Here is a 21,960-nt window from a genome sequence, read left to right as displayed (position 1 = left end):
AACCGATGTCTCAGCTTGCATAGAATAGCTGACGGGCGTTGTCGGTCATGGCGGCGATGGCCGGATGTTTGATCTTCCGTTCCACGGAGATGGCATAAAACTCCGCCTTCACGCCGCGTGCGAGGCCAATCCGCACGAAGCCATGCTGTCGACGGAAACTCGCTTCGAGCACCGAAGGGACAGGAGCGAAGCCGTGCCCCTCGCGTGCGAACTCGCGCAACATCGCGTAGTCCTCGAACTCACCGAGCATCAGTGGCCGCACATTCTGGCGGTCCAGCCACTCGTCGAGCGCGCGTCGGATCGCCGTGTCGTCCGTGGGCAGCAGCACAGGCACCCCATCCAGCGATTTCGGAAACCCACGGCGCAATGTTCTGGCGAGGGTCGGCGTCGCCATCCAATAAACGTTGCAACTGCCAAGCGAATGACTGTACGCGCGCACATTCAAAGACGGCGTCACCGGAGAGTCCGAAAGCACCACGTCGATTTCGTGGATGGCGAGGTCGGCGACCAGCCGCTCCAACGTGCCCTCCTTGCACACCAGGCGCACCGGTTGTTTCATTTTCAGCCCGGGCTCCACGATCCGATACGCGATCTCCTTCGGCAGCACGTCGTCGATGCCGACCAGAAGTTTCAGAGGTCGCGCGGACGGGCGTTGTTCCAGCGCTTCGAGCAACTCCTGGCCCAGGCCGAAGATCTCGTTGGCATAGCTGTAAACGAGCCTGCCGACATCGGTGGGCACCAGATTGCGGCCGGATTTCACCAGTAGCTTCTCGCCGAGCCGCTCTTCGAGCGTGCGCAACTGCGCGCTCACGGTGGGAGCTGCAAGCGCCAACTCTTCGCAGGCGCGCGTCAAGCTGCCGGTGCGAACCACCGACCAGAAATACAGCAGGTGTTGATAGTTCAGTCGTGGAATGATCGAGGACATGACAACTCCGCAAAGCTTCGACAATATCGAAGCCTGAGCAAGAATAATTCTAATTGATCTAAATACGCATCGAGCCCACCATGGTCTCGAACCTGAGTGGAGTCAATGATGCGCGAACGTCCGATTGTCATTTCCGAGCCAGATGCACGCGTGTTGCGTGGATTGCTGATGTCCCGCGCAGCCGCGAGTCATGACCAGGAACATCTGGAGGAACTGCGGAGCGAGCTCGAGCGTGCGCAGGTGCTGGAACCTGGCGAAATCTCCGCCAACGTCGTCACCATGCACAAGCTGGTGCGCATCCAGGATTTGAGCAGCGGCAAGCGACAGGAGCTGACGCTGGTGAGCCCCGCGGAAGCGGATGTGGCCGCGCGCCGCATTTCTGTGTTGGCGCCGCTCGGCACCGCGCTGCTCGGTTACCGGGAAGGCGACGAAGTCGAATGGCTCATGCCCGGCGGAATCCGCCGCCTGCGGATCGAGGCAGTGCTTCAGCCGGCCAACGCTGGTTCTTTAGGAATAGCCGGAGCACACTAGCCACGCCGGCTCGGAGGGTTGTGAAATGCCGAAGCTGTTGTGCGCGACCGACTTGCTGCCGAAAACTGAGGCGGCCATCGATCGTGCCGGCTTGCTGGCGCAGCGCCTCGACGCACAGCTGGCGTTATTGCACGTGGTTTCACCGGTCACGCCGGAACACAATATCGAACAGGCGTTGCAGTTGGCGATCGCGAACCTCGACTCGCGAGCACGTCCTCCACAGTGGCGTCACGGTCCGGCGCCGCAAGTGGCCGTCCGCACCGGCAGCCCGGCGCGGCTGATTCGTGAGGCGATCGACGAGCATCGCTCCGATCTGCTGATCGTCGGTCCCCATCGCAAGCGTCCCGTGCGCGATGTTCTCGAAGGGACCATCGCGGAAAAGATCCTGAGCACTCGTCAATGTCCGCTACTCATCGTTCGGGGCAAAGCGGACGCGGACTATTGCAATGTGTTGCTCGCAGTCGACATCTCAGAGGAGTGTGGGGCAGCAGTTCGTGCCGCCGAGGCTCTGGTCTTGAGTCCGAGTGCGCAGGCCATGGCCATGCATGTTTGTGAGCCGCCCTATCAAGGCATGATGCGCTCCGCCGGTGTTGCCTCGGAGGAAGTCGTTTCTTATGTGGAGCATTCGAGGCGCGAGGCGGCGGACGAGGTTCGCAATCTGCTGAGACGAGTCAGTGGGAATCATGCGCGTTATGGCGTGGTTATCTGCGACCACCATCCGGCCATGTCGATCCGACGCGCCATCGAAATGTATCAGCCGGACCTGCTGGTCATGGGCACGAATGGCATCGGCAGAATGCGGCGCGCCCTGATCGGAAGCGTGGCCAATCAGATCCTGGATGCCGCGACCTGCGATGTGCTGATAGTGCCGCGGGGCTCAGTGTCCGCAAACAACCCGGCAGGGTGATGGGCGCGGGCCACGCTGATGATGAAGCCATAGACCAGCAGCGCGGCGATCCAGTACAGGACCCGGATGATTCGAGTCGCCCCGCGCTTCAGCGCAAACGTGCCGAGAAAAATGTAAACGACGAGCAGCAGCACCTTCACCGTCAGCCAGGACTGCACGAACGGATACTGATGCAGGGTCACTGCCAGCGTCAGGGCGGCCGCCAGGAGCACGGTGTCGATGGTGTAGGTGACGTAACGGACAGGCGCCGCCATCGGCCAGCTCATCCCAGTGTGTAAAGCTGCGCCTCGCACGAGAAACAGCAGACCGCTCGCCATGACGGCGGCGATGTGGACCGCTTTGATCTGTGGATAGAACTCAATCATTTGGGATCGTCCGGGCGCGTCGGAACGGCCGCATAGGGTGTATTCTATGCGTTGCGGAGACACTTGCATGCAACGCTCACTCATCGTCCTCGGCTTGCTCATCGCGCTGGTCGGTCTGGCCTGGCCCTGGGTATCCAAGCTGCCGATCGGCCGGCTGCCCGGCGACTTCATGATCGACCGGCCCGGCTTCAAGCTGTTTTTCCCGTTGACCACCATGGTCATCGTCAGCATCGTGATTTCGGCGATCCTGATGATTTTCAGAAAGTGATCGCAGGCCGCCGGTAGTGAAAAAATCCGAAGCGCGCGCGGATGGAATGGTCCACGTTCGGGGCGCGCGTGAGCACAATCTCAAGAACGTCGATGTAGATATTCCACGCGATGCGCTGGTGGTGTTCACCGGCGTGTCGGGCTCGGGAAAATCCTCGCTCGCGTTCGGTACGTTGTACGCGGAGGCGCAGCGGCGCTATCTCGAATCGGTGTCGCCGTATGCGCGGCGGCTGTTTCATCAGATGGGTGTGCCGCAGGTCGATGAGATCGACGGCCTGCCGCCGGCAGTGGCGCTCCAACAGCAGCGTGGATCGCCGACGACGCGTTCGTCGGTGGGCAGTGTGACGATGCTGTCGAATCTGCTGCGCATGTTGTACTCGCGTGCAGGCGACTATCCGCGCGGCCAGGCGCTGCTCTACGCCGAATCGTTCTCGCCCAATACGCCCCAGGGCGCATGCCCCACCTGTCACGGTCTCGGCAGGATTTACGATGCGACCGAAGCTTCCATGGTGCCCGATCCTTCGCTCAGCATCAGAGAACGGGCCATCGCGGCGTGGCCGCCGGCATGGCATGGGCAGAATCTACGAGATATCGCGGTCACGCTCGGTTTCGATATCGACAAGCCATGGCGCGAGCTGGCGAAGAAGGACCGCGATTGGCTGCTGTTCACCGATGAGCAGCCGACCGTGCCGGTGTATGCCGGCTACGAGCCTCATGAAGTGCGTCGCGCCCTGAAGCGCAAGGAAGAGCCGAGCTATCAAGGCACGTTCACGGGCGCGAGACGCTATGTGCTGCATACGTTCGCGAATACCGAGAGCGCGCTGATGAAGAAGCGCGTCTCGCAATATCTCGTGAGCACCGACTGCCCGCTGTGCAAAGGCAAGCGTCTCAAGCTCGATGCGCTGTCGATCAAGTTCGCCGGGCTCGACATCGCGGAGATATCCATGTTGCCGCTGAAGGAACTGGCGAAGCTGTTGCAGCCTTATGCGGCTGGCACGGCGCCGCGCTGGCGCAAGCTTGAAGACGAGCATCCGGAAAAGGCGATGGTCACGCAGCGAATTGTGCAAGACCTGGAAGCTCGCGTGGCCGTCATGCTCGATCTCGGCCTGGGTTATCTGTCCCTGGAACGCAGTACGCCCACGTTGTCGCCGGGCGAGTTGCAGCGGCTGCGACTCGCCACTCAGGTGCGCTCGAATTTGTTCGGCGTCGTCTACGTGCTGGACGAACCTTCGGCCGGCTTGCATCCCGCCGATACCAAAGCATTGCTGGCCGCGCTCGACCAGCTGAAGCGAGCCGGCAACTCGCTGTTCATCGTCGAGCACGAGCTCGACGTCATTCGTCACGCCGACTGGATCGTGGATGTCGGCCCCAAGGCCGGCGAGCACGGCGGCCAGATCCTGTATAGCGGACGCCCGGAGGGCCTCGCGTCCGTCGACGCATCGCAGACACGACGTTTTTTATTCTCGGAATTCAAGTTGCCCGCTCGCGAGCCGCGTGCTCCGCGAGAGTGGTTGAAGCTGAGCGGCGTCACAAGAAACAACTTGAACAAGCTCGACGCGCAGTTTCCGCTCGGGCTGTTGACCAGCGTGACGGGCGTTTCCGGCTCGGGCAAGTCGACGCTGGTGAGTCAGGTGCTGGTCGAGCTGGTCTCGGCGCACCTCGGTCAGCAGGTCGAGCCTGACGAAGAAGAGGGCAGCGAGCTCGAACGGACGGTCGTGCAAACGCTTGGCGGCAAGATCACTGCGGGAATGGAGCGGATCAAGCGCCTGGTGCGAGTGGATCAAAAGCCCATCGGTCGCACACCGCGCTCCAACCTGGCGACGTACACCGGATTGTTCGATTACGTGCGCAAGCTGTTTGCCGCCACCAAGACCGCACGCTCGCGTCGCTATGACGCCGGTCGGTTCTCATTCAATGTCGCCAAAGGTCGTTGCGAGACCTGCGAAGGCGAAGGTTTCGTGATGGTGGAGCTGCTGTTCTTGCCCAGCGTGTATGCGCCGTGTCCCACGTGCCACGGAGCGCGTTACAACTCGCAAACACTTGAGGTTCGCTATCGGGACAAGAACGTTGCCGAAGTGCTGGCGATGACCGTGGACGCTGCGTGGGAGTTCTTCGCGGACGAGCCGCACATCCATCGATCGTTGAACGTGCTGCGTGAAGTGGGCCTGGGTTATCTGCGACTCGGCCAGGCCGCGACCGAACTATCCGGAGGCGAGGCCCAGCGGATCAAGCTGGCGACAGAGCTGCAACGCCTGTCCAAGGGCGACACATTATATGTATTGGATGAGCCCACCACCGGCTTGCATCCATCGGATGTGGAGCGGCTGGTGGTGCAGCTCGAACGACTCGTCGCTGCCGGCAACACTGTAGTGGTAGTCGAGCACGACATGCGCGTGGTCGCGGGCAGCGATTGGGTCGTCGATATGGGTCCAGGCGCGGGCGACGAGGGCGGATCCGTCGTAGTCACCGGCCTTCCAGCCGACGTGGCGAAGTCCAAGCGCAGCCGGACAGCGCCGTACCTTGCCGAGTTCCTCGAGGACGCGAGCGGCTAAGGAACGTTCTGCTCCAGCTCTTCGAGCCAGATGGTGGCATTGCCATCCGACGGCGCACGCCAGTCGCCGCGCGGCGAGAGGTTGCCGCCAGACATCACTTTCGGCCCATTGGGCAGCGCCGAACGCTTGAACTGGCTCAGCGTGAAAAAGCGCCGCAGGAATACCTGCAGCCAATGTTTGACGTCCTGAAGTTGATAGGACCGTCGCATGCCTTCGATCATGCCTTCCGGCCACGCACCGTGAGCCACATCTTTCCAGGCATGCCATGCTAGAAAAGCGATCTTCGACGGCCGCAACCCGAAGCGGGTGATGTAATAAAGATTGAAATCCTGCAGCTCGTACGGGCCGATCTTCGCTTCGGTGCTCTGTAGCGCGGCGCCCTTGCCCGGCACCAGTTCGGGGGAGATCTTGGTTTCCAAAATGGAGCGCAGGGTTTGCGAGGTGCCAGCATCGAACTGGCCGCTGCCGATGACCCAGCGGACCAGGTGTTGAATCATTGTCTTGGCGAGCGAGCCGTTGACGTTGTAATGGCTCATGTGGTCGCCCACGCCGTAAGTGCACCAGCCCAGCGCCAGCTCCGACAGATCGCTGGTGCCGAGGACCAGCGCGTTGCGCTGATTGGCGAGCCGGAACAGATAGTCGGTGCGCAATCCCGCCTGCACGTTCTCGAATGTCACGTCGAACACCTGCTCGCCTGCCGCGTAAGGATGCTTGAGATCGGCGAGCATCTGCTTCGCCATGGGCGTGATGTCGATCTCCTCGGCGGTGATGTTCAGCGCTCGCATCAGCGCCCAGGCATTTTTCTTGGTGTGCTCGCTGGTCGCGAAGCCCGGGAAGGTGAATCCCAGGATGTTGGAGCGAGGCAGGCGCATGAGATCGAAAGCCTTCGCGGCGACCAGCAGCGCGTGAGTCGAATCCAGGCCGCCGGAGACGCCGATGGTGATCTTGGCGATGCCGGTGGCCTGCAAGCGTTTGATCAAGCCCTGGGCCTGGATATTGAATGTTTCATAGCAGTCGCGATCCAGGCGGGCCGGGTCGTCGGGTACGAACGGGAAGCGATCGATGGGCCGCTTCAGCCCCACGTCGACGGGGCTGCGCGCGTGACTGAATGCGATGCGACGGAAGCGGCGTTCCGGATGACCGGCGGCAGCTACCGCATCGTTGAACGTCGGCGTTCGCATGCGCTCCAGTCGCAGGCGCTCGACATCCACATCGGCAATCGTCATCTGGCTGTCGAGTGGAAAGCGTTCGGTGCAGGCGAGCTGCATGCCCAGCTCGTGAATAGAGGCTTGTCCGTCCCAGGCCAGGTCCGTCGTGCTTTCGCCCGGTCCCGCGGCGGAATAAACATAGGCGGCCTGACATCGAACCGACTGCGAAGCGCATAGCACGGCGCGCTCGTCGGCTTTGCCGACCACGATGTTGGAGGCCGACAAGTTGCAAAGAATCAGCGCGCCTGCGAGCGCGCCCTGCGTCGATGGCGGAGTCGCGGCCCAGAAGTCCTCGCAGATCTCGACGTGAAATATGAAATCGCCCACGTCGCGACAGGCGAAGATCAGATCGACACCGAAGGCGGTGGTCTGCCCGGCGAGCTCGATGGCCAGGCCTTCGGTGCCGACGCCGGCGGCGAACCAGCGCTTCTCGTAGTACTCGCGATAGTTGGGCAGGAACGATTTCGGCACCACGCCGAGCAACTGGCCCCGATGGATCACGACGGCGCAGTTGTAGACACGCCCGCTTCGCCGCACCGGCGCTCCGACGATCAGCACTGGATGCAGCGTTTCCGACGTCTGCAGCAGCGATTTGATCTCGTCCTCGACCCTCTGCAACAAGGCGTCTTGCAGAAACAGATCGTCGATGGCGTACGCCGACAGCCCCAGCTCGGGAAACAACATCAGATCCACGTGCTGCTCATGGCCGAGCCGCGCCAGCTCGACGGTTTGCTGAAGATTGCGCGCCGGGTTGCCTACTTCGACGCGTGGCGTACAGCTGGCGATGCGCACCAGACCGTGAGAGTGGATGTCATAGAACGCGGCACTCATCCTGAATGAACCTACGGCCCGCCGTGGCGGTTCCTTAGAAGCGCAGCTGACGGGAGTTGCTGATCTTTGCCATGAGAGCGTGTGAAAAGATGTACAAAGCGTGCTTGGTGTCGGCCGCGGCGCCGGCGCCGATACAGTCCGAAGGAATCAGCAGCTCGAATTCGCGGACGTGCGCGTCCATGGCGGTAAACAGCACACACTGATGACTCGTGATTCCCGTGGCGACAAGACGGCGGACGTGCAACTGCTCGAGTAAGGTGTGCAGGGGCGTGCCGAAGAATGCCGAATGCCGTGGCTTGAACATGAAGTAATCCTGGGGCGCTGGGGCGAGCAACTCGGCGATATCGCGGCCGCGGGATTCCGGCTGCCTGCAGCGCTGGATGAAGGACTTCTGGTCGGATTCCCACTTGCCAGCCGTGTCATTCACGTAGATGACGGGCGTGTCGGCGGCATGTGCACGTTCGCGGAGCCGGGCAATGTTTCGGGCCGCCTTGCGCGCGCTACGCACGATGCGTTCGCCATCCGGATACTCGAACTCGGAGATCATGTCCAGGATCAACAGGGCGGTCTTGCTTTGTTTGCGAGGCATGTGCTGACAATGTAACAGCGCGGTATTGGTTCCTCGGCGTTCCGGAACCGCGTGGACCCAGCAAGAATTTCCATGAGCAAAGGACCGAGCGAGAAGCTGTGAGTTTGCAAGCCCTGCTGGAAACCTTGTTGCTATGGGGTATCTACCCGCTGTGGCTGCTGGCGGGCGCGGGCGACTACTTGTGCCATCGCCAGACGGACATCGAACATACCTCGGGCAGCGTGGAATCCTGGTATCACCTGCTGCAGTTTCTGGCGTTGCTGATTGCGTTCGCCGCGGCCGTGCTTCTGGAGATGAATGCGCTGGTGTTCGGCGCGATGGTAGTACTGGTGCTGGCGCACTCAGTCCTGGCGCACATGGATGTTTCTTATACCGATGGCCGGCGGTACATCTCCCCGCTGGAGCAGCATATCCACGGTTTCATGGAGGTGCTGCCGCTGGTCGCCGTCGCCCTCTTCGGGGTGCTGCATTGGAACGAGATCGGCGCCGGGCTGACTTCGCCGCTCCTGTCCATGGCGACGCCGGTAACGGCGGCGGGCATTCTGCTGCTGGCGAGCTTCGCAGTGCTCGCCGGTGTGCCGATTCTCGAGGAGCTGGTGCGCACTCGCAGGCATCGCTTCGAGCGCAAGCGCAACTATCAGGCGGGCTTGGCGACCATCAAGTAGAACACCACCACCAGCGAGAAGAAGGCAACGATGCCGAGCGCCACCCACCACCTTAGAAATGTCCAATAGCGCTCGGGCAGCTCCGCGCCATTGGCCGTCGCAGTCGCCGCCATGTCGCGCATCTTGATCTGCATCCAGACCACGGGCAGCCAGCAAGCGCCGGCCAGGAAATACAGCGCGAACGATGCGACGATCCACGTGCTGGTGAGAGGGAAGCCCGCAAGATGAATCAGGTACAGGCCCGTCACCGGCTGGATGATGATGGTCGGCGTGGTGAAGGCATAGTCGGCAATGACTACGTAGCGCACGACGGTCGCGATGACGCGCGTGTCGCGCGTCAGGCTGGCGAAGAACATATAGAACGCCGAACCAAGCCCCGTGCCGAACAGCAGAGTCGAGGACACGATGTGCACCCACTTTACGACGAGGTATTCCATCGGGGCGCTTCCAGCGTGTACAGCATGTAAATGGCGGCCAGCATCACCAGGTTCTTGCTCAAGGGACCGTAGGGATGCAGCCAGAATTCGGGGAGTTTGAAAGTAATGATCAGTGTGTATCCGCCGATAACGGCGAGCTGCAGTAGCCACAACCATCCCCGGCGTCGTAACACCAGGATGCCCACGCCGATCAGCAAATCGAGAACCGCTGCGCCATACAACATCACGGGAGCCAGCGCGCCGGTGATGCCGACACGAGCTAACAGTTCGTAGCTCTGCTGTGTCGGATACAGGCCCAGCGACACGATGCCGGTCCAGATCCAGACCAGCGCGATACTGTATCGGAGCAGCGGCAGCAGCCAGGCCAACTGCGCTTCTCTGCGCAGTGCGTCGCGCTGCTCGTCAGCTATCAATTGCTCTGGCGCCTTGGGTTGCCGGCCGAGCAGACGCTGAGTGTCCTCGGGAGACCCGGTGTTGCCGGCGTTGAGCATGGCCAATGTTTCTCGATCCAGTAGCGACCCGGGCAAGTGCTCGGCGATGGCGGCCGAGGCGCGCATCAGCGCGGCGGGAATGCTTATAAACCTTGCGCGTGGCAATTGCATCCGCGCGCGCAATCTTTGCAGGAAATCTTTCAGAGTCACGGGCTCCGGCCCGGCCAGCACCACGCGTCGGCGGTTCATGACAGAAGTTTCGATGAGTTCTCGCATGGCGGCGATCAGGTCGTCGACGTGAATCGGTTGAATTCGCTGAAGTCCGCCGCCGGGCAGGGGGATCATCGGAAGGCTGGCGAGCAAGGTGAATAAGCTGGCGCTGGCGCCGCCAGCGCCAAACACCAGCGATGGTTGCACGATGGTCCATGCGAGGGGCAGCGACGCGAGATACGTGTCAGCGGCATGTTTGCTCATGAAGTACCCAGTGCGACCCCGGTCGGCGCCGAGCGCGGAGATCTGAACGATCCTTTTCACACCGGCGGTGACCGCAGCCGAGAACAGCGCCTGGGGCGCACGGGTGTGAATGTTTTCAAAAGTCTGCGCGCCTTGCTCACGAATGATGCCGACTGCGTTGATGACGACGTCGACGCCTCTGAGTCGGGGGACCCACGTTGCGGGATCCAGGTCACGCGTGAAATCGCCTGAAACTTCATCGGCAGTGGTGCCGGCACGCCGAGTGACGACGATCACGCGGTGCCCGGCGGCGCGTAGCGCCAGGACCAGTCGGCGGCCGATGAATCCTGTGGCGCCGGTGATCAGGATGACCATGCCAGTAACGGAACTCCCAAAGCGTCTGCGAGGTTGAACTGACGATGTGCCACAAGGTTCCGCACCGTTCCCCGATTCGGCGCCGGCTCGCGACGCTGCGCAAGCGACCGCGCTCGATGATGAAACGTCTGGCAGGCGAAGCGGTCGTGTCAGGAAGCGCCGCCAGCCTGGCGTCGGCGGCGGCGTTGATGGCCTGCAGTGCGGCTCATGAAGGCAGTGCCGCCGGCGGTTTGAATGGACCAAGTCAGTGGTTGTGGGGTGAGGCGGAGGCCTACACTCGTGAGGCAACGCTGCGGCATACGGCGGCGGGTTACGCGATTCATCACGCCACGTCGATTTTCTGGGCGATGATGCATGAGACTGTGTTTGGCGGTCGTCGGCACAAGCCAGCGATTCAGCATTGCGCGGAAGCGGCCGCTAGTGCAGCGACAGCTTACGTGGTTGATTATTACTTGACGCCGCGGCGCTTGCGCCCTGGGTTTGAAAAGCATGTGAGTCCCACAGGAATGGTTGCGGTCTATGCGGCGTTCGCCGCTGGCCTTGCGATCACAGCGATCGCGCGTGATAGCCGGCGTGTAAGACCCACCCCCTGACCCCCTCCCGTTGGGAGGGGGAAAATAGATTTATATTTCTATTCTTCCAGAACAGACCGGCCGTTAGGCCCCGGAATGGCAGCTGTTTCAGTGCTTGGGCTCCGTCTGCTTCGCGTGGACCTTGGCTTTCGTCTCGTCGCTCATCAGTTTCGCGGCGCCCATTTGCAGTTTGTTCTTCGCGCCGGTGACCACGTGGCCCATGTTCTCGTTGAGGGCTTGAATCGCGGCTTCGGCGACTTCGGCGGGATCCTGCTTCGCGCCTTCGCCGACGACGGTGTCTTCCATGTTGGCGCGCTCGAAGAATTCGGTGTCGGTCGGGCCAGGCATGAGCACTGTGACATGCACGCCCTTGTCGTTGAGCTCGTTGCGAATGGCTTGGCCGAACGAGCGCAGGAACGCTTTGCTCGCGGCATAGACGGCCATCCGCGGACCAGGGAGCACGCCCGCGACCGACGAGGTGATCAAAATATCGCCACCGCCTTGCTCGAGCATGTCGCGCGAGATCAGCTTGACCAGATGCACCTGCGATGTGACGTTCAGATTGATCAGCGAGATTTCCTCCTCGAGATCGGTCTCATCGGAGAACCCGCCATACACGCCGACTCCCGCATTGGCCGCCAACAGTGCGACAGGTCGCTTCAGCGCGCGCACGCTGTCGTAAACCTTCCGCACGCCCTCGCGCTGTGACAGATCCGCCTGTACAACTTCGACCTGCGCCACATCGTCTATCTCTGACAGCGACTCGGCCGCTTCGTTGAGCTTCTCCTCGTTGTCCGAAACCATCACCAGGTCGTAACCCCGCCCGGCGAGCTTGCGAGCCAGCTCGAAGCCGATGCCGCTCGAAGCGCCGGTAACTAATGCAAGAGGACGTTGCAGGTCCGGGGTGGGGGTGTTCATGACGTAACTCCAGCGGCGCAAAGGGCTATGGCAGGGCAACGCACTGCCACCGTGCGTGTTCCTGCGCGAACTCGCGTGCGGACTCGAGCATTGCAGACGCATCAGCGCGCGAGATGCGCCGTGCACTTTTGCCAGGGAGATTCGTCATGAGCAATGCCGCCGAACTGCTGATCGACACGCTTGCACGCTGCGGTGTCGATACGATCTATGGCCTGCCTGGCGATGGCATCAACGGCATCATGGAAGCGATTCGCCAGCGGCAGGACAAGGTGCGCTTCATCCAGGTGCGGCACGAGGAGTCGGCGGCATTCATGGCGACCGCGCACGCCAAGCTCACCGGTCGCCTGGGCTGTTGTCTCGCGACCAGCGGTCCGGGCGGCGTGCATCTGCTCAACGGTCTTTACGACGCGAAGTGCGATGGCGCCGCCGTCATCGCTATCACCGGACTGCCCTATCACGATCTTATCGACACGTTCACACAGCAGGACGTGGATCAATCCCGTTTGTTTGCCGACGTGGCGGTTTACAGCACACGAGTAATGAGCGCCGCTCATGTCGAGAACGTCGTGACGCTCGCGTGTCGCACGGCATTGTCCAAGCATGGCGTCGCGCACCTCTCGGTGCCGGTCGATGTGCAGGAAGAGGAGTTGCAGGAGGTGGAAGCGTCTACACGCAACCAGCCTCATCACACTTCCGTCGTGGCGGCGGAAGGATTGCAGTTGCCCGTGCTGGAGGAAGTCTACAAAGCCGCCGAGCTGCTGAATTCGGCTTCGAAAGTTGCAATTCTCGCCGGGCGTGGCGCGTTGGGTGCGCGTGAGGAATTGTTACGTACGGCGGATCTGCTCGGCGCCCCGATCATCAAGGCGCTGCTCGGCAAAGCGGTTGTTCCCGATACGCACCCACTGACCACCGGAGGCATCGGGCTGCTCGGCACTCGCCCCTCGCAGGAGGCGATGGAGGAGTGCGACGCCTTGCTGATCGTGGGCTCGACGTTTCCATACATTGAGTATTACCCGAAGCCGGGGCAGGCGAGGGTGGTGCAGATCGATTCCGATCCGGCGCGTATCGGGTTGCGTGCGCCGGCGGAGGTCGGGCTCGTCGGAGACGCGCAGGCGGTGCTGGAGATGCTAAACGCCAAACTGCGACGCAAGCAATCGCGCGACTTCCTGCAACGCTCGCAGGAGCGAATGAACGAATGGCGTCGCGTCCTGCGTGAGGCTGCGATGGTCGACCAACATCCCATGAAACCCGGCCGCGCCGCTTGTGAGTTGAGCGAGCGCTTGGCCGATGACGCCATCGTGGCGTGGGATTCAGGTCACAACACCGGTCTATGCGCGCGTTACATCGACGCTGTCGGCCAGCAGGTCTTCTTCGGGTCCGGAATGATGGCGTCGATGGGCTGCGCGGTGCCCTACGCGATCGCGGCCGCGCTGTTGTATCCACAGCGCCAGGTGGTGGCCTTCGTGGGCGACGGCGGATTGAGTATGTTACTGGGCGAGCTCGCGACCATCGTGAGGTACGGTCTGTCCATCAAGATCGTCGTCATCAAGAACAACACCCTCGGGCAGATAAAATGGGAACAGATGATGTTTCTAGGCAACCCCGAGTACGAGTGCGATCTGCAGCCCATCGATTTCGCGGCGGTGGCCGAGGCCATGGGCTTGAAGGGCTATCGAGTGGTGCTGCCGGAGGATTGTGGCTACGTGCTCGATCAGGCGCTCTCGCATCCCGGCGCGGCGCTGGTCGAAATGAACGTCGATCCCAACGAGCCGCTGTTGCCGCCGAAGCGCAACGAAAAGTACGCGGACAATATGGAGAAAGCGCTGGAGCAGGGCACGCCCGGCGCGCAACAGATTCGTCAATCGCTCAACGAGCAGCCGGCGCGCAGCATGCTTCAGTCGTAGCGATGCCTCGACCGCGGCCCATTTGCGCAATGCGATGGCTCGCGCCATTGCATACAAGCTTTCGCGAACATCCGCCGCGAAGTCACAGACAGGACTAGGTACACGCAACGAGGATGACCCCACCGGCCCTCGCCGATCTTTCTATTAGCTGACCAGTCGCCTTATCAGGGAAATCCAGGTTGCGAACGTCAGTGCGTTATCCCAACATCGGATGAAATTATAACGACGAGCAGGGGCGCATGATCGCATTATCTCGTGGCCGGTCTGTGGGAAGACAGTCGGCGCTGATGTGGCTGCTCGCGCCGATTCTGTTAGTTCTCGCTGGTTCCGCTGCCGCGGCAAAGAAAAAGGAAGAGACGCGCTCCATAGAAGAAGTGCGCGTCGAAGAGTTCGAATTCGATATTCCCCGCAGCGCCCGGGTATTGGCGTTGGAAACCTTGAGCGATCAGGCCGACCAGATCATGGTGGGCTATCTCTCGGGCAGCCATCAGGAAGAAGGCACTCTGGTCGGGCCGCTCAAAGGACGCTTCACGTTGGAAGGGGCGTTGCGCGTGCTGCTGCGGTCATCCACGCTCCACTTTCGCTGGATCGATGCGACCATGATCTCGGTCGAGGCGCCGGGCGCCGCGCCCGCGCCGTTGCCTGGCGCGAGTCTTCCCGGAACGGGATTGCGGCCGAGCAGTTTCGACGTGGCGCCGGGCTTGCCCGAAGAAGTGCTGGTGCTCGGCTGGCCGATCCGGGACCTGTCGTTATCCGTCTCGCCGGTGGTCGTGATGGATCGCAGCGACCTGGACGCAGTCGGCGCGCCGACCCTGTCGGAGGCGCTCCGCAATTTGTCACAAACCGCGTTCACGCGCCCGGAAGGTTATCGGGCCAGTGGCGCCCAATATGCGGAGATGCGCGGGTTGGGCGCCGATTCGGCGCTCGTCCTGATCAATGGCCGACGCACGCTGCCGAGCGCCAACAGCATCGCCGCGAGCGCATTCGATCTGAATTCGGTGCCGATCACAGCCGTCGAGCGGATCGAACTGGTGCTCGACTCGGCGTCCGCCGCGTATGGCACGGATGCGATCGGCGGCATCATCAACATCGTGTTACGTGACAAAATCTCGCGGCCCGAGATCAATGCTCGTTACGGAGCGGCGGACGGTGGCGCGCAGCAGGAGCGCATGACTTTCAGCGGCGGCATCAACCAGGACAAGCTGCGCGGCGTGCTGGTGCTGGACTATTTCGATTCGGGCAGCTTGCGCGGTTATGAGCGCGCGCTCTGGAGGAATCAGGATTACACACGCTTTGGCGGTCGCGACTTTCGGTCGCTCAGCAGCGATCCGGGCAACATCAGCGCTCTCGCTGGCAATCTGCCCGGTCTCGATCGGCCAGTCGCGAGCGTGCCACTGTTCGATGCGACTCCGCCGGTGACGGTGGCGGATTTCCAGAGCACGGAAAACCTGGAGAACAAAGAAAGTCTGTTGAAATATTCCAGTGTGGTGCCCGAAGCGAGACGCTTGTCGGTGATCGCGAGCGCGGCGACGGAGATCGCCGGGCGGCTGGCGCTATCCGCGGATGTGCTCTACGCAAATCGGCAGTCTACTTATCAGTTCGCGCCGCCGCTGTTGTTCAGCATGCCAGTGCCGGCGAGCAATGCCTTCAATCCGTTCGGCACGACGGTGCTCGCGCATCGCTTGCTCGCCGAATATCCGCCGCAGTATCAGTTCTTCGACTCCGATCTGTTGCGCTCGGTGGCGGCGGTGCGGGGACGGCGGGGGCGTTGGGACTGGGAGGTCTCGGCGCTGTATTCCAAGGAAGAAACCGACACCTGGGTCGCCAACCTGCTGGACCTCGGCTCGGTGGCGAGCGCGCTGGCGAGCTCGAATCCCGCGACGGCGTTGAATCCGTTCACGCCCGGTGCGATGGCAGAACCGGATCTGCTGAGGACGATGTTCGCGCCGCGCGACGTGGATATGTTCGCGTCCGAGGGCAAACAACTCGCCGGCTTCATACAGGGGCCCATCTATAACTTACGTTCCGGGCCCGTGATGACGGTGCTCGGTGGCGAATGGCGTAACGAATCGGTGGCTACCGCGGACGAAGGCGCGGCCGCTTTCGATCGTAATCGCGATGTGGTCGCGGCCTTCGTTCAGCTGCGCGTGCCGCTGGTGGGCGAAGCGACCAAGCGGCCCTGGTTTCACGAGCTGTCATTTTCCGGCGGGACCCGCTGGGATCACTACGGAGGCCTCCGTGATGTAGTGCGCTCTCAACTCGGCCTGGCGTGGAAGCCGCATCCTTCCCTGAAGGTGCATCTGTCGGGTAGCGGCAGTTTTCGTCCGCCGTCGTTGTACGAGCTGTATTTGCCGCAGCTCTCGACGGTAGCGCGGGTGAACGATCCGACGCGCAACGAGTTGGCCGTGGTACGGCTGACTGTCGGTGGCAACGACGAGCTGCGGCCGTCGACCGCAAAGTCATACACCGCCGGTGTCGTATTTACTCCAGAGACGGCCACGAACTGGAAACTTTCCGCCAACTATTGGCGCATCGACGTGCGCAATCGCGCGCTCGCCTTGCCACCGCAGTTGGTGCTGGCTAACGAGGCGCAATTCCGGGGCCGCATCACGCGCGATAGCGACGGGGTCCTGCGCTCCATCGACGCCTCTCGAACCGACGTGGGTGGCGCGAACCTTGCGGGTATCGATTTCGGCGTCAAGGCCGACGTACTGACCGACAGGGGACGCTTCACCCCGGAGCTGTCGCTGACCTGGTTCGACAAGTATCAAGCGCAAGATATTCCGAACTCGGTTGCGATGGAGCGGGTCGGCGTCGCCAGCCAACTCGGTTCGATACTGGAATGGCGCGCGATCTTTTCCATGCGCTGGAGTCGCGGTCCGTATGGTCTTGCCGGGGTGGCGCGTTACACGCCTTCTTATGACGACGCCATCGCCGGCGTGCGTGTCGGCCGCGAAGTGGCGGCGCAAACACAGCTGGACGTGCATGCATCGCTGAACGTGGGGCGGATGGTGCCGAGGTCGTCCCCTTGGGATGACATCAAACTGTGGGTGGGCATCTCCAATCTGCTCGATGCGCCCCCGTCCTTTGCCGAAGTGGGCGACGCCGCCGGATTCGATCTCTCCCAGGGAGATCTCAAGGGCCGCTCGTGGTACGTCCGGTTCGATAAGCAGTTCTAAGTCGACCCGACTGCGCGGGCATGCGCGGCAGCGGGTTGCCAATGCCGCGCCCAGAGCTCCACGTCGAGATGTCGTAACAGCTCGCCCGGATGCGACGCACTGCTGCTAACCCGATCGCTCAGCGCTTCTTCGACGGCTTTGCGATTCAGCAGGTGTGCTTGCACGAGGACGCCGTCCAGCAACTGCTCACGCAGGAAAGATCGGTGGCGTGCGACAAGCTGATCCATGAATCCTGGCACCCGATCTTTCCAGGTGCGGCGGACAACCTCGGCGGGCAGATCGGAAGCGAAGGCGCGCCGCGCCAGCCCGCGTTCGCGACCATTCTCGAAATGCACGTCGACAGGAATTCTCAGCAGCAACTCCATCATGGGCTGGCAGTACAGCGGGGCAATGATTTCAGGCGCATCGACATCGGCGGCGACGTTGTAGAACTCCGGAGTCGCCAGCAGAGTGCCGAGCCGCCTGACCAGTGACCACGGAATTGGCTGCAGATCCTTCAGCCACGGGTGAGGGAATGCGACTATCTCGGAGTAGCTGGCGCGCACGTCGGGTTCTAACAAGCGCGATGTAGCCAGGACCAACTTGCGTTGGTGCTCCATGCCGGGGCCGCGCCGCCAACGCCGCAGAGATTTCATCATCACTGACCAGGACGACTCTTCGGTCAACGCCGCGACCCATGATGCGAGACGCCAGGCATGCGAGCGCAAGCCATGTCGCTTCAAGTACTCTGAAACGGCGTACGCGAATGTGTCGCCGCAAAAGCCGGAGTCGCCGCCATCGCCGCAGAATACTGCTGTGGCTCGATGGTTCTCCGCGAGACGCTGTTCCAGCGTGCTTCTCAGCAGATAACCGAGTCCGGCGGTGGGCTCGCTCGTGGGAGGCATGTCCAGCAACGCCGGCAACGGGATCAGGTCGGGGCCTGAGGCGTGTTCTTCGTGGCTCAGTCCGTGATGACTGGCGACCAGCCGCGCCCATGGGCGCTCATCCGAGCGCCCGCTCGGTATGTAGTACGTGTAGCACGTCAGCTGCGCGCGGCTCGGTGCATTGGCAAGGCAGGCCGCGACGATTGAAGAATCCAAACCTCCAGACAGTCGATGCAAGATGCTTTCATGATCCTTGCGCAGCGTCCTCGTGCATGACCGCAAGGTGGCGCGCATGGCGCGCGCGGCGACGTCGGCGTCCTCGATCGTGCTGCTCGGTTCGACGAAGGTCAGCGGGCGCCAATAGAAATCGCGCGACTCATTCGGCCTGTCGCTCAGCTCGATGCATTCGCCTCGCGAAACCGTGTCGACTTCGTTCAACGGCGACTGATCCAACACTCCACCGTGGATCAAGCGAGCTTGCAGATAACGCTGGCTGATGTTGAATCGAAACAAACCCGTCGCGACCAGATCCGCCACGTCGCCAAACATCACATGCACGCCGCGGAACGACGTGCGCAGGCAGGGCAGGTTGCCGGTGGGATCTTTCAATATCCATGTGCGTCGATCGGCGGGATCGCGCAGCAGGGCGACATAGTTGCCCCACGTATGTTCGATCAGCCATCGGCCGCGGCTGAGCACGATCTGCTTGCTTTGTCGAGCATCGGGGATGAATCGAGGCGCGGCTGATTCATCCGTCGCGTCGTCGAGCCGCGGGTACAGCGCGCCGATCAGCATGCCTTGGCCATCCGGCAACCGGTGAACCTCGAGCGATCCGTGCCGGAATGTCGGAGCGAGGACGCTTAGACCGTTGCTCTGTTCAACTCGACCCCATGATTTTTCCCGAGACTGCAGCCTTTCCATCAGTACCCGGGCCGCCGCGGACTGAGCCGCATCGTCGGCCCGCCAAGCCAACGCGATATAACGAAACATGTGCAACCCCCGGTACCCGAGTGCATTCGACCGGCATGCACCCGGGTGCTCAGACTCTAGCCTTCAGCCTGCGTCCGGCAATAATCCGACGAAATAGATGCTGTCAGGAAACGCAGGGAACGGAACATATTGTTTGGTTTCTTCCGTGGCATCGCCCAAGTCGACCAGCTCGACCAGCTCGACAGAATCGCTGTCCATCGGTCTCTCCTGTAACGCACGTCGAGCAACACGGGATGTCTTGCCCGGTGCGTGAGCGACCGTGCCAAACCGAAACAGGTTTTCAACTGAGAGGTTACGCGGGCGCGAGGGAGTCGCAATGCGATGGGTGGGCGCGATCCGCGTCGCTGTTGAACTTACAGTTCAGCCACAGCCGACGCCTCGTTAGGTGACAGACTATGGATTATGGGTATTCGAGCGGTCACGGCGCCGGCTCTCCAGGCCGGCGCCGCTGCCGAAGTTACCTGCCTACGTTACATGCGGGTGTTGAGCTTGAACGTCACCGGCAACTGTTTCCACATCGCCACTGGCGTGCCATCGCTGGTGCCGGGAACGAAGCGCCACCGCTTGGCCTCGCGCATTGCCGATTCATCCAGCTTGGAGTAACCGCTGGAGCTCACCAGCTTCACCTCGCCGACGCGACCGTCCGCGAGGATATAAATGGAAAGCACCACCGTGCCTTCGCCGCCTTCGCGAATGACTTGCGAGGGATATACGGGCTCGCTCAGGCCACGACGACTGTCGACGCGAGGCTCTACCACGACCGGCGTCGGCGCGACGTTGCTGCCGGCATCCGTAAAATCGCCCGGCACCGTGGGTTCCGGCGCGAAGATGGTCGGCGTTTCGGCGGGGGTGTCCACAGGGAAATCGATCACCGGCTTCACGTAGGTGGGCGTGAGTTGCGTCCGATCGATGACCGGCTCCTTGATCTCGACCCGCTTCTGCGGCGTGGGTTGAACTGGCGGCGGCAGTAACACGGGCGCCTCCGGGATGAACACCTTCATGATGGAAGGCGTCAGCCCGCTACTCAGCGCCCAGAAAAAACCCACGTGCAGCAGCACGATGATGGCCATCACCCATCCGCGCGGTGAATTCAAACTATGTAGCGATGGAAAACTGTTGAGCGTCGTCGCAGTCATTCGTTTACTCCCAGACTGTTATTAGATGACCCGCCCGTGCGCACGAGCGAGCACTGCGCGAGTCGCGGCGACGGCCCCCACCGGTGGCCCCCAATCCCATGGCCCCCAATCCGATGTCCCTGTGTTCGCGCCGGACGACGATCGGCGCTGCACTCGCAGCACGAATCTGCGCCTGTCCGCGAGACTCTCGGAAGTAAGCAGTTTCCGGTTGTCCGGTTAGGGAATTTTTCAGCGAGTGGCGTTGTCGAACTGGGCTTGAATGCGATGTTTGTCAGCGCGCCGTGGGCTCGCCCAGCCGCAGGCTTTGCTCGAATTTGTGAACCAGTGCGCCATCGTCGTGATCCCAGGGATGGAACCCGGGTCGAAAGAAACTCACATACGGCCAGAAGATCCTCCGCATCATCCCCGGCCTGAACCATAAATATGTAAACACGCGCCACCAGGTGCGCGGCGTGTTGATGCCATCCTGCCGGAAGAAGTCCGCCATGCGCTCGAAGTTCGAATACCAGAACTGCGCGCCGATGAGCAGCATGACGTGACACCGCAAGGCCCACCGTTTCATCGGCGATAGCTCGCGCGTCACGGCGAGGAACGTGTCATACGCGACGGCCTTGTGTTCTATCTCTTCGATGGCGTGCCATTGCCACAGCCGCAGCACTTCCGGCGGCGCGCCCGGCAAGGGGTTCTTATCGGTCAGCAGGCTGTGGGCCATGATCGCGGTGAAATGTTCGAGCGCCACGGTGATCGCCAACTGAACCACCGGATGGCGTGAGCGGGCAATATCGAGACGACGCCGCGTTTCCGCGTCCATCGCCGTGGTGTCGTATCCCGCGTTCTTGATGAGCTTGTTGAACACCACATGCTCCCGGGTGTGCGCCGCCTCCTGTTGGATGAAGGCCGCGATCTGCTCCTGCAGGCGCGCGTCGCCCTGGTCGCGATAACGGCGCACCGACTCGATGAAGAAGGTCTCGCCCTGCGGGAAGGAGGCGGACAGGGCATTGAAAAACGCCGTCGCCACCGGGTCGCCGCCATGCCACCATCGCGGGCTGCTGGCGTCGCGGTCCAGTTGCAGGTCCCGGGGCGTGATCGTGAGATGGGCCGGCGTGCCGGTGCTGAGCGTGTCCATGGTCAGCCATTCAAGTTCTTACTGAGAGTGTTGTCAATAGTGACTCAGCCCAAGAAAAACCCGCGCCCGCCCAGCAAAACTGCGGCAAAAACAGTGAAGTCGCAGTCGCCGCGAGTACGGCGAACCCCCGAGGAGGCACGCACCCTGGCGTTGACCTCGGCGCGCCGTCTGCTGCTGGCCGAAGGACCGGATGCAATCACATTGCAGGCCGTGGCCAGCGACCTGGGCATGAGCCATACCAACCTGATTCATCATTTCGGCTCGGCCGCGGGGCTGCAGTCCGAGCTGATGCGTCAGATGGTCAGCGAGCTGACCACCACGATCGAATCGGCGGTCATGCGGCTGCGGGCCGGGAAGGGCGAAGTGAAGGATTTCGTGGACATCGTGTTCGACGCCTTCGATCGCGGCGGCGCGGCCCGGCTGGCGGCATGGATGGCGCTCACCGGTGAGTCCATGCATCTCGCGCCCATCGGTGAGGTCGTGCGCGATTACATCGATAGTGTGGAGCGCGGTGCGGATGCGGACGGCGATGCGGCCACGGTTCATGAGCGAGTGACTTCGGCGACCTTGTTCGTCACGGTCGCGGCCTTGGGCGACGCTATCATCGGTAACGAGCTGCGCAAGATGGTGGGGCGGGAGCGGGAAACTGTGCGCAAGTTGATGGGGGCGTTATTGCCTCTGGTGCTCGACCCGAATCGCTCCCCGCGACCCTCGGAAAACCGCTGAAATGGCGAAT

The 21,960-nt window shown here is 62.1% G+C and carries 19 protein-coding genes; 8 read left to right on the top strand and 11 right to left on the bottom strand.

Annotation, left to right across the window (positions count from 1 at the left end):
- Positions 1-10: 10 nt before the first annotated feature.
- Positions 11-925, bottom strand: coding sequence for a transcriptional activator NhaR (nhaR, locus tag VGD45_RS15885; protein ID WP_331156309.1), 915 nt, complete (start codon positions 923-925; stop codon positions 11-13).
- A gap of 105 nt (positions 926-1,030) precedes the next feature.
- Between nhaR and rnk the strand changes: the two genes are divergently transcribed.
- Together rnk and VGD45_RS15875 are read left to right on the top strand one after the other, a co-directional pair.
- A complete protein-coding gene (gene rnk / locus VGD45_RS15880) occupies positions 1,031-1,456 on the top strand; it encodes a nucleoside diphosphate kinase regulator (protein ID WP_331156308.1) in 426 nt (141 codons plus the stop codon).
- Positions 1,457-1,481: 25 nt separating this feature from the next.
- Complete coding sequence (locus VGD45_RS15875) at positions 1,482-2,363, top strand: universal stress protein (RefSeq protein WP_331156307.1); 882 nt, start codon at positions 1,482-1,484, stop codon at positions 2,361-2,363.
- On the opposite strand, the gene VGD45_RS15870 is transcribed toward VGD45_RS15875, so the two are convergent.
- Entirely contained in the window at positions 2,285-2,728 is a 444-nt protein-coding gene (locus VGD45_RS15870) for a SirB2 family protein (RefSeq protein WP_331156306.1), read from the bottom strand. The two genes, VGD45_RS15875 and VGD45_RS15870, sit on opposite strands and share 79 nt — an antisense overlap.
- Positions 2,729-2,795: 67 nt before the next feature.
- Here VGD45_RS15870 and VGD45_RS15865 point away from each other — a divergent pair, with 67 nt between their 5' ends.
- Both VGD45_RS15865 and uvrA read left to right on the top strand, forming a co-directional pair.
- Positions 2,796-2,996 (top strand): DUF2905 domain-containing protein, encoded by a 201-nt coding sequence (locus VGD45_RS15865; RefSeq protein WP_331156305.1) that lies wholly within the window; start codon positions 2,796-2,798, stop codon positions 2,994-2,996.
- 46 nt (positions 2,997-3,042) lie between these two features.
- Positions 3,043-5,547: an excinuclease ABC subunit UvrA gene (uvrA, locus tag VGD45_RS15860; protein WP_331156304.1), complete on the top strand. Its 2,505-nt coding sequence runs from the start codon at positions 3,043-3,045 to the stop codon at positions 5,545-5,547.
- Here uvrA and VGD45_RS15855 read toward each other — a convergent pair.
- Together VGD45_RS15855 and VGD45_RS15850 are read right to left on the bottom strand one after the other, a co-directional pair.
- Positions 5,544-7,586: an NAD(+) synthase gene (locus tag VGD45_RS15855; RefSeq protein WP_331156303.1), complete on the bottom strand. Its 2,043-nt coding sequence runs from the start codon at positions 7,584-7,586 to the stop codon at positions 5,544-5,546. The genes uvrA and VGD45_RS15855 overlap by 4 nt on opposite strands.
- Positions 7,587-7,620: 34 nt before the next feature.
- Entirely contained in the window at positions 7,621-8,175 is a 555-nt protein-coding gene (locus VGD45_RS15850) for an isochorismatase family cysteine hydrolase (protein ID WP_331156302.1), read from the bottom strand.
- Between the two features lie 98 nt (positions 8,176-8,273).
- Between VGD45_RS15850 and VGD45_RS15845 the strand changes: the two genes are divergently transcribed.
- On the top strand, positions 8,274-8,840 hold the full coding sequence (locus tag VGD45_RS15845; RefSeq protein WP_331156301.1) for a hypothetical protein: 567 nt from the start codon (positions 8,274-8,276) through the stop codon (positions 8,838-8,840).
- On the opposite strand, the gene VGD45_RS15840 is transcribed toward VGD45_RS15845, so the two are convergent.
- From VGD45_RS15840 to VGD45_RS15830, 3 genes are all read right to left on the bottom strand, one after another.
- Complete coding sequence (locus VGD45_RS15840; RefSeq protein WP_331156300.1) at positions 8,813-9,277, bottom strand: DUF2269 domain-containing protein; 465 nt, start codon at positions 9,275-9,277, stop codon at positions 8,813-8,815. The two genes, VGD45_RS15845 and VGD45_RS15840, sit on opposite strands and share 28 nt — an antisense overlap.
- A complete protein-coding gene (locus tag VGD45_RS15835; RefSeq protein WP_331156299.1) occupies positions 9,259-10,536 on the bottom strand; it encodes an NAD(P)H-binding protein in 1,278 nt (425 codons plus the stop codon). The genes VGD45_RS15840 and VGD45_RS15835 overlap by 19 nt, the downstream gene beginning before the upstream one ends.
- Positions 10,537-11,216: 680 nt before the next feature.
- A complete protein-coding gene (locus VGD45_RS15830) occupies positions 11,217-12,026 on the bottom strand; it encodes an SDR family NAD(P)-dependent oxidoreductase (protein WP_331156298.1) in 810 nt (269 codons plus the stop codon).
- A 146-nt stretch (positions 12,027-12,172) separates the two neighbouring features.
- On the opposite strand from VGD45_RS15830, the gene VGD45_RS15825 reads away from it, so the two are divergent.
- The gene (locus VGD45_RS15825; RefSeq protein ID WP_331156297.1) at positions 12,173-13,930 is read left to right on the top strand and encodes a thiamine pyrophosphate-dependent enzyme; all 1,758 of its coding nucleotides are present in this window, start codon (positions 12,173-12,175) and stop codon (positions 13,928-13,930) included.
- 239 nt (positions 13,931-14,169) lie between these two features.
- Positions 14,170-17,109: a TonB-dependent receptor domain-containing protein gene (locus tag VGD45_RS15820; protein ID WP_331156296.1), complete on the top strand. Its 2,940-nt coding sequence runs from the start codon at positions 14,170-14,172 to the stop codon at positions 17,107-17,109.
- Here the strand turns inward: VGD45_RS15820 and VGD45_RS15815 are convergent.
- The 4 genes from VGD45_RS15815 to VGD45_RS15800 form a co-directional block, all read right to left on the bottom strand.
- Entirely contained in the window at positions 17,106-18,962 is a 1,857-nt protein-coding gene (locus VGD45_RS15815; RefSeq protein ID WP_331156295.1) for an asparagine synthase C-terminal domain-containing protein, read from the bottom strand. The genes VGD45_RS15820 and VGD45_RS15815 overlap by 4 nt on opposite strands.
- Before the next feature lie 63 nt (positions 18,963-19,025).
- Positions 19,026-19,160, bottom strand: a complete 135-nt coding sequence (locus tag VGD45_RS15810; protein ID WP_331156294.1) for a hypothetical protein — start codon at positions 19,158-19,160, stop codon at positions 19,026-19,028.
- 272 nt (positions 19,161-19,432) lie between these two features.
- A complete protein-coding gene (locus tag VGD45_RS15805) occupies positions 19,433-20,098 on the bottom strand; it encodes an energy transducer TonB (RefSeq protein WP_331156293.1) in 666 nt (221 codons plus the stop codon).
- Positions 20,099-20,369: 271 nt separating this feature from the next.
- Positions 20,370-21,224: a metal-dependent hydrolase gene (locus VGD45_RS15800; protein ID WP_331156292.1), complete on the bottom strand. Its 855-nt coding sequence runs from the start codon at positions 21,222-21,224 to the stop codon at positions 20,370-20,372.
- A 93-nt stretch (positions 21,225-21,317) separates the two neighbouring features.
- Here VGD45_RS15800 and VGD45_RS15795 point away from each other — a divergent pair, with 93 nt between their 5' ends.
- Complete coding sequence (locus VGD45_RS15795) at positions 21,318-21,950, top strand: TetR/AcrR family transcriptional regulator (protein ID WP_331156291.1); 633 nt, start codon at positions 21,318-21,320, stop codon at positions 21,948-21,950.
- The last annotated feature ends 10 nt before the right edge of the window (positions 21,951-21,960 follow it).

Origin of the sequence: Steroidobacter sp., assembly GCF_036402275.1 — a bacterium.
GTDB lineage: Bacteria > Pseudomonadota > Gammaproteobacteria > Steroidobacterales > Steroidobacteraceae > Steroidobacter.
The sequence above is the reverse complement of the archived record's forward strand: the minus strand, read 5'-3'. Positions and strand labels throughout refer to the sequence as shown.

Coding starts and splice junctions, on each gene's coding strand:
- nhaR (WP_331156309.1), bottom strand. CDS start 925: ATGTCCTCGATCATTCCACGACTGAACTATCAACACCTGCTGTATTTC.
- rnk (WP_331156308.1), top strand. CDS start 1,031: ATGATGCGCGAACGTCCGATTGTCATTTCCGAGCCAGATGCACGCGTG.
- VGD45_RS15875 (WP_331156307.1), top strand. CDS start 1,482: ATGCCGAAGCTGTTGTGCGCGACCGACTTGCTGCCGAAAACTGAGGCG.
- VGD45_RS15870 (WP_331156306.1), bottom strand. CDS start 2,728: ATGATTGAGTTCTATCCACAGATCAAAGCGGTCCACATCGCCGCCGTC.
- VGD45_RS15865 (WP_331156305.1), top strand. CDS start 2,796: ATGCAACGCTCACTCATCGTCCTCGGCTTGCTCATCGCGCTGGTCGGT.
- uvrA (WP_331156304.1), top strand. CDS start 3,043: ATGGTCCACGTTCGGGGCGCGCGTGAGCACAATCTCAAGAACGTCGAT.
- VGD45_RS15855 (WP_331156303.1), bottom strand. CDS start 7,586: ATGAGTGCCGCGTTCTATGACATCCACTCTCACGGTCTGGTGCGCATC.
- VGD45_RS15850 (WP_331156302.1), bottom strand. CDS start 8,175: ATGCCTCGCAAACAAAGCAAGACCGCCCTGTTGATCCTGGACATGATC.
- VGD45_RS15840 (WP_331156300.1), bottom strand. CDS start 9,277: ATGGAATACCTCGTCGTAAAGTGGGTGCACATCGTGTCCTCGACTCTG.
- VGD45_RS15835 (WP_331156299.1), bottom strand. CDS start 10,536: ATGGTCATCCTGATCACCGGCGCCACAGGATTCATCGGCCGCCGACTG.
- VGD45_RS15830 (WP_331156298.1), bottom strand. CDS start 12,026: ATGAACACCCCCACCCCGGACCTGCAACGTCCTCTTGCATTAGTTACC.
- VGD45_RS15825 (WP_331156297.1), top strand. CDS start 12,173: ATGAGCAATGCCGCCGAACTGCTGATCGACACGCTTGCACGCTGCGGT.
- VGD45_RS15820 (WP_331156296.1), top strand. CDS start 14,170: ATGATCGCATTATCTCGTGGCCGGTCTGTGGGAAGACAGTCGGCGCTG.
- VGD45_RS15815 (WP_331156295.1), bottom strand. CDS start 18,962: ATGTTTCGTTATATCGCGTTGGCTTGGCGGGCCGACGATGCGGCTCAG.
- VGD45_RS15810 (WP_331156294.1), bottom strand. CDS start 19,160: ATGGACAGCGATTCTGTCGAGCTGGTCGAGCTGGTCGACTTGGGCGAT.
- VGD45_RS15805 (WP_331156293.1), bottom strand. CDS start 20,098: ATGACTGCGACGACGCTCAACAGTTTTCCATCGCTACATAGTTTGAAT.
- VGD45_RS15800 (WP_331156292.1), bottom strand. CDS start 21,224: ATGGACACGCTCAGCACCGGCACGCCGGCCCATCTCACGATCACGCCC.